11 protein-coding genes are annotated in these 11,193 nt (G+C 67.8%); 3 read left to right on the top strand and 8 right to left on the bottom strand.

Features of this window, described 5'->3' with window-relative positions; all coding sequences use genetic code 11:
* Nucleotides 1-26 precede the first annotated feature (26 nt).
* Nucleotides 27-149 carry a hypothetical protein gene (locus tag ACEQX1_RS16705; protein ID WP_370197139.1) on the bottom strand — a complete coding sequence of 41 codons (123 nt, stop codon included), beginning with the start codon at nucleotides 147-149 and terminating at the stop codon, nucleotides 27-29.
* 128 nt (nucleotides 150-277) lie between these two features.
* On the opposite strand from ACEQX1_RS16705, the gene ACEQX1_RS16710 reads away from it, so the two are divergent.
* A complete protein-coding gene (locus ACEQX1_RS16710) occupies nucleotides 278-1,198 on the top strand; it encodes an SDR family oxidoreductase (RefSeq protein WP_370195641.1) in 921 nt (306 codons plus the stop codon).
* 16 nt (nucleotides 1,199-1,214) lie between these two features.
* Here ACEQX1_RS16710 and ACEQX1_RS16715 read toward each other — a convergent pair whose 3' ends face one another.
* The 5 genes from ACEQX1_RS16715 to ACEQX1_RS16735 all read right to left on the bottom strand — a co-directional run bounded on the left by ACEQX1_RS16715 (nucleotide 1,215) and on the right by ACEQX1_RS16735 (nucleotide 5,688).
* Entirely contained in the window at nucleotides 1,215-1,604 is a 390-nt protein-coding gene (locus tag ACEQX1_RS16715; RefSeq protein WP_370195642.1) for a PIN domain-containing protein, read from the bottom strand.
* On the bottom strand, nucleotides 1,601-1,804 hold the full coding sequence (locus ACEQX1_RS16720) for a type II toxin-antitoxin system VapB family antitoxin (RefSeq protein WP_370195643.1): 204 nt from the start codon (nucleotides 1,802-1,804) through the stop codon (nucleotides 1,601-1,603). The genes ACEQX1_RS16715 and ACEQX1_RS16720 overlap by 4 nt, the downstream gene beginning before the upstream one ends.
* A 116-nt stretch (nucleotides 1,805-1,920) precedes the next feature.
* Nucleotides 1,921-3,438, bottom strand: a complete 1,518-nt coding sequence (locus ACEQX1_RS16725) for a RimK family protein (RefSeq protein WP_370197141.1) — start codon at nucleotides 3,436-3,438, stop codon at nucleotides 1,921-1,923.
* Nucleotides 3,439-3,447: 9 nt separating this feature from the next.
* Complete coding sequence (locus ACEQX1_RS16730) at nucleotides 3,448-4,713, bottom strand: GNAT family N-acetyltransferase/peptidase C39 family protein (protein ID WP_370195645.1); 1,266 nt, start codon at nucleotides 4,711-4,713, stop codon at nucleotides 3,448-3,450.
* Between the two features lie 756 nt (nucleotides 4,714-5,469).
* Nucleotides 5,470-5,688 carry a hypothetical protein gene (locus ACEQX1_RS16735; RefSeq protein WP_188075330.1) on the bottom strand — a complete coding sequence of 73 codons (219 nt, stop codon included), beginning with the start codon at nucleotides 5,686-5,688 and terminating at the stop codon, nucleotides 5,470-5,472.
* Between the two features lie 173 nt (nucleotides 5,689-5,861).
* Between ACEQX1_RS16735 and ACEQX1_RS16740 the strand changes: the two genes are divergently transcribed.
* Nucleotides 5,862-6,593, top strand: a complete 732-nt coding sequence (locus ACEQX1_RS16740) for a glutathione S-transferase (protein WP_370195646.1) — start codon at nucleotides 5,862-5,864, stop codon at nucleotides 6,591-6,593.
* Nucleotides 6,594-6,675: 82 nt separating this feature from the next.
* On the opposite strand, the gene ACEQX1_RS16745 is transcribed toward ACEQX1_RS16740, so the two are convergent.
* Together ACEQX1_RS16745 and ACEQX1_RS16750 are read right to left on the bottom strand one after the other, a co-directional pair.
* Nucleotides 6,676-7,506 carry a lytic transglycosylase domain-containing protein gene (locus tag ACEQX1_RS16745; protein WP_187390083.1) on the bottom strand — a complete coding sequence of 277 codons (831 nt, stop codon included), beginning with the start codon at nucleotides 7,504-7,506 and terminating at the stop codon, nucleotides 6,676-6,678.
* A gap of 306 nt (nucleotides 7,507-7,812) precedes the next feature.
* Nucleotides 7,813-8,763, bottom strand: a complete 951-nt coding sequence (locus ACEQX1_RS16750) for a TAXI family TRAP transporter solute-binding subunit (protein WP_370195648.1) — start codon at nucleotides 8,761-8,763, stop codon at nucleotides 7,813-7,815.
* A 188-nt stretch (nucleotides 8,764-8,951) separates the two neighbouring features.
* On the opposite strand from ACEQX1_RS16750, the gene ACEQX1_RS16755 reads away from it, so the two are divergent.
* Nucleotides 8,952-11,123: a malate synthase G gene (locus ACEQX1_RS16755; RefSeq protein ID WP_370197144.1), complete on the top strand. Its 2,172-nt coding sequence runs from the start codon at nucleotides 8,952-8,954 to the stop codon at nucleotides 11,121-11,123.
* Nucleotides 11,124-11,193 lie beyond the last annotated feature (70 nt).

Raw genomic sequence — 11,193 nt, forward strand, 5'->3', positions numbered from 1 at the left:
GTGCGACGGGCCGTCGGCCAGTTGCGTCACGGAATGCCGGTGACACCGGCCGCGGCCGCGGGTTCCGGGGCGCTTGGTGCCGGCGCAATCGGCGCATTGGCCATCGGCGCGCTGGCGATCGGATCGGTGGCGGTGGGCGCCTTCGCCATCGGGCGATTGTCCGTCGGAAGCGCCGTATCGGAACGGCCGACATCGGCAGGCTGCGGATCGGCCGGCTCGAGTTCGGCGAGATGGCCCGTCCGCACGATCCCCGCCGAACCCTGGAGCGACTGACCCCATGCATTTCTTCGTCTTCGGCCACGGCTATTCGGCCGGGCACTTCGTCGACACGCTCGATCCGCACGACGTCACCGGCGTGACGGTGCGCACGGCGGACAAGGCGAGCCGGCTGGCGGCGCATCATCTGAAGCCCTTCGTCTTCGACGGCGAGCATCCGACCGACGGCATCTCGCCGGCGCTCTACCGCGCCACGCATCTGCTCGTCTCGGTGCCGCCGGGCCATGCGGCGCCGAAGGGCGCCAGCGTCGGCGGTGCCAATGCGCCGCCCGGCGACCCGGTGCTGCGCTGGTATGGCGATGCGATCGCCCATGGCTGCCCGAACCTCGAATGGATCGGCTATCTCTCGACCGTCGGGGTCTATGGCGACCACGACGGCGGCTGGGTGGACGAGGACAGCGAGACGCGGCCGGTCTCGGAGCGATCGAAGGCCCGCATCGCCGCTGAAGTCGCCTGGCAGGAGGCCGCGGCGACGCGGCGAGTGCCGCTCGCGATCCTGCGCCTGTCCGGGATTTACGGCCCCGGCCGCAATGGCTTCGTCAACCTGGCGAAGGGGACGGCCAAGCGGCTGGTGAAGCCCGGCCAGGTGTTCAACCGGATCCATGTCGACGACATTGCCGGCGCGCTTGGCCTCCTGGCGGAACAGCGGCGTGGCGGCATCTACAACGTCACCGACGACGAGCCGGCCCCGCCGCAGGAGGTGGTCGCCCACGCGGCGGCGATGGCAGGCGTCGAACCGCCGCCGGAAATTCCCTTCGACGCCGCCGAACTCTCGCCGATGGCGCGCAGCTTCTATGGCGAGAACAAGCGGGTTTCCAACGGCCGGATCAAGGCGGCGGGCTACCGGTTCCGCCATCCGACCTATCGCGAGGGACTGGAAAGCGTGCGGGCCGATGCGGCACTGATCGGCGCCGGCAGCTAAAGGGGGGCCTTCCGCCTCAGGCGGTCTGCAGCCCGCAATGGGCTGCCAGCGCCGCCATGTCGGGATCGGCGTGCAGGACGCGATGTCCGCGGTCGATGGCATGGGCGGCGATCAGCGCCGCTTCGGGCCGCTGCAGCACGACGCCCCGCTCCCGCAGAATACGTGCGAGACCGGCAGCCCGCCCGACCGACCGCTCGCTCGTGACGGGCAGGATCGGAAACTGGCGCAGATAGCGGCCGATGCGGTCGGCGTCGCGATCATCCGCCGCCCCTGCCAGCAGCCGGAAAAGGGTCAGATCCGCGATACCGATCTCCGACAGATCGGGGCTCTCCCGCAGCAGGCGGATTTCGCGCGTGTCCTCGCCCCTCAGATTGGCGATCCAGACCGAGGCGTCGACCAGGATCATCCGCCGGCCGCGCCCGTCTGGCCGGGTCCGCCCGTCCCCGGCCAGCCCATGCCGTGCATGTCGGCGAGAGCGCGGCGGCGGCGCTCCTGGGCGATCAGCCGGCGCAGGGCCTCCTCGACCGTCGCCTTCTTGGTCGACAGGCCGGCGGCGGCCATGGCCTCGGCCATCAGCCGGTCGTCGATCTCGATATTGGTGCGCATGACCCGCTCCGATGTGCAGACAGGCCCCGCGGTCTACACATCGCCCCGGACCGCTTCAAGCGGCGTGCCGATGGCCGGGCGATCCGGGAACTACCGAAGCACAGCAGCCGAAGGTCCTAGCGTTCGATGCGGTCGATGAACCAGCGGGTGAGCCGGGTCCAGACCTCGTCCTTCTCGGCGTAATCCTCGACGCCGTGTTCGAGGTTCGGATTGTCGTTGACCTCGATCAGGAAGACGCCATCGTCGGTTTCCTTCAGATCGACGCCATAGAGGCCGTCGCCGATGCAGCGAGCGCCGCGCAGGCCCGCGTCGAGCACATGCGGCGGCACCTCGCCCAGCGCGAAGGGGCGGAAGCCGCCCTCCATCGGCCGGCCGCCGGTCTCGTGATTGATGATCTGCCAGTGCTCGCCGGCCATCAGGTACTGGACGGCGAAGAGCGGTTCGCCGCCGAGGACGCCGATACGCCAGTCGAATTTCGTCGGCATGAACTTCTGGGCGATCAGCAGGTCGGAATCCTCCAGCCACGCCGTCGCCAGCCTGACCAGCCCGGCCATGTCGTCGAGCTTCTTGACGCCCCGCGAAAAGGAACCGTCGGGGATCTTCAGCACCATGGGGAAGCCAAGCTCGTCGGCCGCCTTCTGGAAATCCTCCTTGCCGCCGATCATCACCGAGGGCGGCGTCGCCACCCCGTTCGCCGCCATCAGCTCGTTGCAATAGACCTTGTTGGTGCAGCGGATCATCGAGATCGGATCGTCGATGACCGGCATGCCCTCCTGCATGGCGCGCCTTGCGAAGCGATAGGTGTGGTTCGAGATCGAGGTCGTCTCGCGGATGAACAGCGCGTCGAAATTGGCCAGCCGCGGCAGGTCGCGGCGGGTGATCGGCTCGACATCGACCCCGAGCCGGGCGGCCGTGCGGGCCCAGTGCTTGAGCGTGTCCACGGAGGATGGCGGCAGCGTCTCGTTGGGATCGTAGAGTGTCGCGAAAGCATATTTTGCAGGCGTCTTGGCCTTGGCGGCGCGCCATTCGCGGGCGGTGTAGCGCTCCATGGCGGCCAGCAGGCGGCCGGTCTCGACCGCGTCCAGCTTGGCGGGCGCGGCAAAGCCGATACGGCGGATTTTCGCCCGCCCGTCATGCGGCGCCTGGATGCCGGTCCGCCGCGCGGACGCGGCTGGTGCCGGTCGCTCGGCGGCTTCGGCGCCGTCCAGATGCACCTCCAGCGCCGGGGCGCGGAACCAGTCGAAGACCAGCTTGGCGAAGCGCTCCAGGCGCGGATCGTCCGTGTAGCCGAAATAGATGCGGATCGGCGATGTCGGCCGCTCGCCCTTTTCCAGTGCCTTGGCGAGGGCGGCGTCCAGTTCTGGCAGGGCGTTGTCGTAGAGTTTCTTTTCCGACAGGTCGATCATCGTCTCGACCGACGGGATGATGCGATGGCCCCGCGCCTCGGCGAGCAGCGAGCCGTAATAGGCGCGGCTCTGATAGGCGTAGGAGCGCGACAGGTTGATGATCTTGGGGCGCTGGCCGCGGAACAGGCCCGGCCGCGCGAGATAGTCGCGTACCGTCATGACCTTGTGCGGCGTCGCGCCGTTGTCGAGATCGGACAGGCGTCCGACGAGAACCACCCATTGGGACATGAAAGACGGCTAAGCCTCGCGCCTGGACAGGAACACCGCGGCCCGGAGGCCGACCTTGCCGAAACGCGCGATCCGGTCGAAGGTCTCATAGGGGATCGGAAGATTGGCCGCGTCGGCGACCGTCTCGCCGCGCTCGTCGGCGACCCAGGGGTCGTGGATGACGATATGGCGGCCGTCGTCGCCATGGGCGAGCACCCAGTGCGGCACCTTCTTGCCGAACATGTGATAGCCCGAGATCAGCACGACGGCGGTCTTGCCGGCGGCGATCGCGGCGCGCAGATCGTCGAGGGTGAAGCGCCCGATGGTCACGTCGATGGCGTAGCGCTCGGCGCGGCGGCGGAAATCCTCCTGGGCGAGCCCCATCACCACCTGCTTCTCGGGACTGCGGACGCCTTCCAGAAACAGGTCACCCGGCTCGGAGACGTGAATCTCGGCGGCAAGGCCCGCCTCATGCGCGGCGACCGCCAGACCATAGGGCTCGCAGCCGCCCGGCCCCGACATCATGAAGATGGTCGTCGCCTCGCGCCACAGCCGGATCTCGGTCACCGGCTCCAGCACGAAGCCCGGAATGTCGCGGCCCATGGCCATCATCAGGCAGCAGGCGCCGCAGGTGAAGTCGGTGGTCTGCTCGTAATAGGGCACGCCAGTGTCGATCGGGTGATCGCCGCGCAGGGTCTTTTCGAAGCGCAGCGCCGTTTCGTGGTCGGCGTAATAGTCGAGATAGGTGCCGATGGGGCGGAAACCCTCGCCGCGATAAAGCGCGATGGCGGCGTCGTTATCGGCGCGCACTTCCAGCCGCAGGGCGATGCGGTCGCGTGCGAAGGCCGCGGCTTCCGCCGCCTTCAGGAGGGCCCGGCCGATGCCGCGTCCAGCCGCCTGTTGGGAGACCGCGATGGAATAGAGTCGGGCGAGACCGGTGCCGCGCCGCACGAGGAGCGCGGCATAGGCGAGGATCGGACCGGACCGTGGCGTATCGCCGGCCGCACGCGGCGCGTCAGCCGTGTTGGCGTCAACGCTCCCGGCACCCGTACCGGCCGCCTCGACGACGAGGACGACGGCGCTGGGCGAGGCGATGAGATTGCGGAAGGAGCGCCGGGAGATCCGGTCGGCCTCGAAGACCGCGGTCTCGATCGCCACGAGGGGCTCGAGATCGCCCGGCCGCGCGGGACGGATGACATATCCGGTGTGTGCGGCGGTTTCGGGATCGCGATGGGGGGATCGGGGGTGCCCGTCTTCCCGCGGGGAGACGGAGCTGGGCGACGGCTGGTGCAGCATCGGGGCGTCATCGGCAGGGAGGTGACGCAAACGACACGATGCCGCCGCCTGTCCCTTCATAGGCTATCGCTTATAGGCCTCTGCCAGAGGGAATGCGACGGGAATCGGTAGCGGTGACGCGCTGGTGATGGGCGTCGCACGGCCTCGCCATCTGCGCGACTATGCCTGCCATACAGACGTCCGAGGGCGGTGAATTGCGGCCTCGCGGGGCCATTTCTACTGACCAGTTCGTGCCGGCGCGCAGATACGGCCCGCAGCCATCGCCACACGCGATCAGCGGCCCTCAGCGCGCGGCAACGAGACGCCAGGCCAGCGAACGTCGCAGCATCCTCGGAGACGGCGCTCCGCCGGCATACACACAGGCATCCGCATCGCAGAACATCGCGATCCGGCGCTCGGAATCGGCCTCAGCTCAGGCGCCCGCACTCAAGCGGACGGGCGTGATGGAGACTTGGGAGCAGCTATGGTTCGGGCCTTCGACGAGTGCAACAGCCCGTCAGCCGCTCCCAAGGCCTGTCAGTGAAAACGCCGCTATGCGGAGGCCCGTACAACAACCTCGGCAGTCCGTGCGGCGACATGCATAGGTGGTTCCATTCGACACCTCCCGCAGCGTCATTGACGCAGTTATCAGCCTACGCTTTCAGGGCTGTGCGTCAAGTCCATGACAGCAAAATCGGTTGCCGCTCCGTCAGTTCCGGCCAAGGCGCGCGCCATGCCCATCGAGGGGGGGGGGGCCGCCTTATCGGCCCGCCGCCGTCATCCCAAACCGGCGACGAAAGGCCGGCGCCCGGTCGGCGTGATCGTCTCGGCGTAGCGCAGGGCCTGCAGCCGCTGATGCGGCGTCAGGGAGTGCAGCTTCGCCTCCGCCTCCGTCGAAACCCGGTACTCGCCGCAGCGCTCGCAATGGATCGCGCGCTGGTCCGGCTTTTCCGGCTCCAGCAATGTCGCCTCACCCTCGCAGATCGGGCATTTCATACGCTTCCTCCTCGAATGTCAGACGCCCGCGATGATACGCGACGCAGAGCGCCCCGACGAGGCCTGCGGCGCGATTGCGGGACAGGGGTTCAGACGCGGCCCGCGGCCCCTATAGTCACGGCGATGGACGGGCGAGCGATCGCTCGCTCGCGTCACCTTTGGCAGGAGCGACAATGGCCTATGATCTCTATTACTGGCCGCTGATCCCGGGCCGCGGGGAATATCCGCGGCTGGTCCTGGAAGCTGCCGGTGTCGCCTATCGCGACGTCGCCCGCCTGCCGGAATCCGAAGGCGGCGGCATTGCCGCGATGCAGGCCTTCATCGCCGGAAAGAACGGCCATCTGCCGCCATTCGCGCCGCCCTTTCTGGTCGATGGCGATCTCGTCGTCTCGCAGGCGGCGGAGATCAGCATCCTTGTCGGCGAGCGGCATAGGCTGGCGCCGAAGAGCGAGGCGGAGCGGCTCTTCGCCCGCTCGATCGCGCTGACTACGGCCGATCTCGTCGCCGAGGCCCATGACGTCCATCATCCCCTCGGCGTCGGCCTCTATTACGAGGACCAGACCGATGCGGCGCGCGAACGCGCCCTCGGCTTCCGCGAAGAGCGGCTGCCGAAGTTCCTCGGCTGGTACGAGCGGATCCAGGCCGGCAACCCGGCCGGCTCCGGCGTCCTCGTCGGGGAAGCCATCAGCTATGCCGATCTCGGCCTGTTCCAGACGATGGCGGGCCTGCGCTATGCCTTTCCACGGCGCATGCAGACGCTTGCGCCCGACTACCCGCGCATCGCTTCGCTGGTCGAGCGGGTGGCCGCGGAGCCGCGCATCGCGGCGTATCTCGCCAGCGACCGTCGCATGGCCTTAAACGAGGACGGCATCTTCCGCCACTACCCGGAACTCGACGCGGATTAGCCGTCAAACGAAAACGCCCCGGCAAAGAGCCGGGGCGTGAAACGCAGCAGAGGGCCGGACCCTGGTCCGGCCGCCTGCTTGATCAGTTGGCGAGCTTGGAGGCGAAGAGCGCCAGGGCCTTCTGGTAGACGCCGGCCCGGTTCCAGTCGCGCAGGATGGCGAAGTTCGGCTCGCCCTGCTGGTAGCCAGCGCCCGGACGCCAGCCGTGCTGGCGCAGGAAGTTCGCCGTGGAAGCGAGCACGTCGGCCTTGGAGTTGATCAGGTCGCGGCGGCCATTGCCGTCGCCGTCGACGGCGAAGCGCAGGTAGTTCTTGGCGAGGAACTGGGTCTGGCCGATCTCGCCGGCCCAGGCACCCTTCATCTGGCTCGGCTTCATGTCGCCGCGATCGACGATCGCCAGGGCCGCCAGCAGCTCTTCGGTGAAGAAGGCCGAGCGGCGGCAGTCATAGGCCAGCGTCGCCAGCGAGCTGAAGATGTTCATCGAGCCGGAATTGGCGCCGAAGCCGGTTTCCATGCCCCAGATCGCGACGATGATCTCCTTCTGGACGCCGTAGCTCTTCTCGATCGAGTTGAGCAGGCCGGCATTCTGCTGGATGATCCGCTTGCCCTTCTTGACGAAGGAGGCCGGCGCGCGGCGCTGCATGAACGCCTCGAGCGAGATGTTCATGGAATGCTGGTTGCGGTCCAGCTTGATAACCTGGTTGGAATAGCTGGTCGGCATCAGGGCCGACTGCACGGTGCCTTGGGAGATGCCGGCGCGCACGGCTTCCTGGGCGAATTCCTGCTTCCACTGGTTGAAGCCACCGGCGCTGTTGCCGCACTGGGCGGCAAGGGCCGGCGCGGCGGCGCCGAGGCCGATGGTCAGGGCGAGCGATGCGGCGAGCGTCCGCAGGGACGTCAGGCGTACCTTCATGGGTCTGCTTCCTCGTTTCAGGTCGTGGGGCCGCGCGGGCCGCGTTGCGTCGAATGGGGTGAACGGCGGCGCCGGGGCGCATGGCCATCGGCGGCGGACACCGTCCGGGTGCATCCTATCACCCTCTTTCCTAACCGATTGCGCGGTGCCTGCGTAGTGCAGCACTGCGACACGGGGACCGGGAAGTGCCGCGCGGGCGCTCTTCGGGCCGAAGCCGCGCCCTCAGACGCGAACGGCCGCGCCGCCCCCGGGGGCGACACGGCCGTCACAGCTTTGCGGCGCCCGAACGCGCCGCACGTTAACTGACTAGAGCAGGCCGGCTTCCTTGTAGTAGCGCTCGGCGCCCGGATGCAGCGGCACCGGCAGGTTCTTGCCGGCGGTCTTCGGGTCGATGCCCTCGGCCGCGTTGTGGGCGGCGATGAGCTCCGGCAGGTTCTCGAAGAGCTGCTTGGTCATCTGGTAGGCGAGTTCCTCGTCGACTTCCGACGAGGTCACGAGAATGTTGGTGATCGCCAGGGTCGGAACGGCGGCGTCCTGGCCGTCATAGGTGCCGGCCGGGATCTCGGCCGCAGCGAACGGCGCACCGAGCTTCTCGGCGATCTCGGCGGGGACCGCCACGACGGTGATCGGCAGCGAGGAGGCCAGATCGCGGATCGAGGCGACGCCGAGGCCGGCGGACTGGAGCGTCGCGTCGAGCTGGCGGTTCTTGATCAGCTCGACGGATTCGGCGAAGGGCAGATATTCGGTCTTGCCGAGATCGTCATAGCTCATCTCGGCAGCGCCGAAGATCGCCCGGGCGTTCAGCTCGGTGCCCGAGGCCGGGGCGCCGACGGACAGGGCCTTGCCTTTCAGGCCGGCCAGATCGGTGATGCCGGATTCCTGCGAGGCGACGATCTGCACGTAGTTCGGATAGATCGCGGCGATGGCGCGCAGGTTCTCGACCGGCTGCTGGAAGCCGGCGTCGGCATTGCCTTCGGCAGCGGCCTTCACCGTGTCGCCGAGGGCGAAGGCGATCTCGCCGCGACCCTGGGTGACGAGGTTGACGTTCTCCACCGAGGCCTTGGTCGACTGGACCTGCGTCTTCACGCCCTCGATGTTGTCGGCATAGACCTTGGCCAGCGCCACGCCCAGCGGATAATAGACGCCCGAGGTGCCGCCCGTCAGGACGTTGATGAACTGCTGGGCCGAGGCGGTGGCCGGCGCGAAGGCCAGGCCCGCGACCACGGCCGAGGCGGCGATGCGGTGGAAAAGCGTCATGAAGTGTCCTCCCAGTGGCGGGCCGACGGGCCCGTTCGGCCAATAAGTACCAGCCGCACGGGAAAGCTCAAGGGTCCGGTACCCCGACCATCGTCGGTAGCAACTTGCCCGGGCGCGGTGCCCTGCCTCGATTGACTTCGCCGATGCCATGTCCGATGTCGATCGCAAAGCATCTCTGGAGGAAGCGCATGCCTGAAATGACAGACGTCCACGGTTTGAGCGTCGCGACGACCCTGAAGACCTTCATCGACAGTGAAGCCCTGCCGGGCACGGGCCTCGAGCCGGACGCCTTCTGGAAGAACTTCTCGGACCTCTTGAACGGCCTGGCGCCGAAGAACCGCGAATTGCTGCAGATCCGCGCGGACATGCAGCGCGCCATCGACGAGTGGCACGTGGCCCGTCGCGGCAAGCCGCAGGACATGGACGAATACCGCGCCTTCCTCGACCAGCTCGGCTACATCGTGCCGGAAGGGCCGGACTTTGCCATCGAGACCGCCAATGTCGATCCGGAGATCGCGCTGGTGCCGGGTCCGCAGCTCGTCGTGCCGCTGATGAATGCGCGCTACACGCTGAATGCCGCCAATGCCCGCTGGACCTCGCTCTACGACGCGCTCTACGGTACCGACGCCATGGGCGACATGCCCGAGGGCAAGGGCTATGACCGCGCCCGCGGCGCGCGTGTCGTCACCTGGGCCAAGAGCTTCCTCGACGGTGTCGCGCCGCTGGAGGGCATCTCCCATATCGACGTCACCCGCTACACCGTCGACAGCGGCGCGCTGGTCGCCGAATTCGGCGCGGGCAAGACGGCGCGGCTGAAGACCCCCGCCGCCTTTGCCGGCTATCGCGGCGACGCCGCGGCCCCGACCGCGGTGCTGCTCAAGCATAACGGCCTGCATGTCGAGGTGACGATCGACGCCGAGCACCGGATCGGCAAGAACGACACCGCCCATGTCGCCGACATGCTGATGGAATCGGCCATGTCGACGATCTGCGACTGCGAGGATTCCATCGCCGCGGTCGACGCCGAGGACAAGACCGCCGTCTATCGCAACTGGCTCGGCCTGATGAAGGGCGATCTCGAGGACAGCTTCGAGAAGGGCGGCGAGACCGTCATCCGCAAGCTGAACCCGGATCGCGAATATACCGGCGCCGACGGTTCGACCCTGACGCTGCCGGGCCGCTCGATGCTGCTGATCCGCAATGTCGGCCACCTGATGACCAACCCGGCGATCCGCCTGAAGGACGGCTCGGAGGCGCCGGAAGGCCTGATGGACGCGATGATCACGTCGATGATCGCGCTGCACGACCTGAAGAAGACCGGCGGCCTGCGCAATTCGCGCGCCGGCTCGGTCTACATCGTCAAGCCGAAGATGCACGGCCCCGACGAGGTCGCCTTCTCCAACGAGATCTTCGGCCAGGTCGAGGATGCGCTGGGTCTTGAGCGCTACACGCTGAAGATGGGCATCATGGACGAGGAACGCCGCACCACGGTGAACCTCAAGGAGTGCATCCGCGCCGCCAAGCACCGCGTCTTCTTCATCAACACCGGCTTCCTCGATCGCACCGGCGACGAGATTCACACCTCGATCGAAGCCGGCCCGGTCGTGCGCAAGACCGTCATGAAGGACCGCACCTGGATCCAGGCCTATGAGGACTGGAACGTCGATGTGGGTTTGGCCTGCGGCCTGCGCGGCAAGGCGCAGATCGGCAAGGGCATGTGGGCCATGCCGGCCAAGATGAACGACATGCTCGCCGCCAAGATCGGCCACCCGCAGGCCGGCGCCAACTGCGCCTGGGTACCGAGCCCGACCGCAGCGACGCTGCACGCGACCCATTATCACACGGTCGACGTGCTCGCGCGGCAGGAAGAAATTGCGCAGAAGGGCCGCCGCGCGGTGCTTTCCGACATCCTGACCATCCCGCTGGCCAACCGCGCCAACTGGCCGGAAGAGCAGGTGAAGGCCGAGCTGCGCAACAACGCCCAGGGCATCCTCGGCTATGTCGTGCGCTGGGTCGACCAGGGCGTCGGCTGCTCCACCGTTCCCGATATCAACGATGTCGGCCTGATGGAGGATCGCGCGACCTGCCGAATCTCGTCCCAGCATATCGCCAACTGGCTGCATCACGGCGTCGTCTCGAAGGACGAGGTCATGGACGCCATGCAGGAAATGGCGGCGAAGGTCGACGCGCAGAACGCCGGCGATCCGGCCTACGAGCCGATGGCCGGTCACTTCGACACGTCGATCGCCTTCAAGGCCGCCTGCGAACTGGTCTTCGAGGGCCGCGAGCAGCCGTCGGGCTACACCGAGCCGGTGCTGCATCGCCGCCGGCTGGAGAAGAAGGCCCAGCAGGCCGGCTGATCAGCCGAGCAACGACATCGGCCGCGCCGGTTTCCCGCGCGGCCGATGTGCTTCGCAGAGTAGCGGTTCG

Source organism: Aurantimonas sp. (assembly GCF_964217435.1).
In the GTDB taxonomy this organism is placed as follows: domain Bacteria; phylum Pseudomonadota; class Alphaproteobacteria; order Rhizobiales; family Rhizobiaceae; genus Aurantimonas; species Aurantimonas coralicida.

What these genes read in the sequence shown, in the direction of transcription:
- ACEQX1_RS16750 (WP_370195648.1), bottom strand. Translation starts at nt 8,763, where the DNA reads ATGACGCTTTTCCACCGCATCGCCGCCTCGGCCGTGGTCGCGGGCCTG.
- ACEQX1_RS16720 (WP_370195643.1), bottom strand. Translation starts at nt 1,804, where the DNA reads ATGCGCACCAATATCGAGATCGACGACCGGCTGATGGCCGAGGCCATG.
- ACEQX1_RS16705 (WP_370197139.1), bottom strand. Translation starts at nt 149, where the DNA reads ATGGCGAAGGCGCCCACCGCCACCGATCCGATCGCCAGCGCGCCGATG.
- ACEQX1_RS16730 (WP_370195645.1), bottom strand. Translation starts at nt 4,713, where the DNA reads ATGCTGCACCAGCCGTCGCCCAGCTCCGTCTCCCCGCGGGAAGACGGG.
- ACEQX1_RS16745 (WP_187390083.1), bottom strand. Translation starts at nt 7,506, where the DNA reads ATGAAGGTACGCCTGACGTCCCTGCGGACGCTCGCCGCATCGCTCGCC.
- ACEQX1_RS16710 (WP_370195641.1), top strand. Translation starts at nt 278, where the DNA reads ATGCATTTCTTCGTCTTCGGCCACGGCTATTCGGCCGGGCACTTCGTC.
- ACEQX1_RS16740 (WP_370195646.1), top strand. Translation starts at nt 5,862, where the DNA reads ATGGCCTATGATCTCTATTACTGGCCGCTGATCCCGGGCCGCGGGGAA.
- ACEQX1_RS16755 (WP_370197144.1), top strand. Translation starts at nt 8,952, where the DNA reads ATGCCTGAAATGACAGACGTCCACGGTTTGAGCGTCGCGACGACCCTG.
- ACEQX1_RS16725 (WP_370197141.1), bottom strand. Translation starts at nt 3,438, where the DNA reads ATGTCCCAATGGGTGGTTCTCGTCGGACGCCTGTCCGATCTCGACAAC.
- ACEQX1_RS16715 (WP_370195642.1), bottom strand. Translation starts at nt 1,604, where the DNA reads ATGATCCTGGTCGACGCCTCGGTCTGGATCGCCAATCTGAGGGGCGAG.
- ACEQX1_RS16735 (WP_188075330.1), bottom strand. Translation starts at nt 5,688, where the DNA reads ATGAAATGCCCGATCTGCGAGGGTGAGGCGACATTGCTGGAGCCGGAA.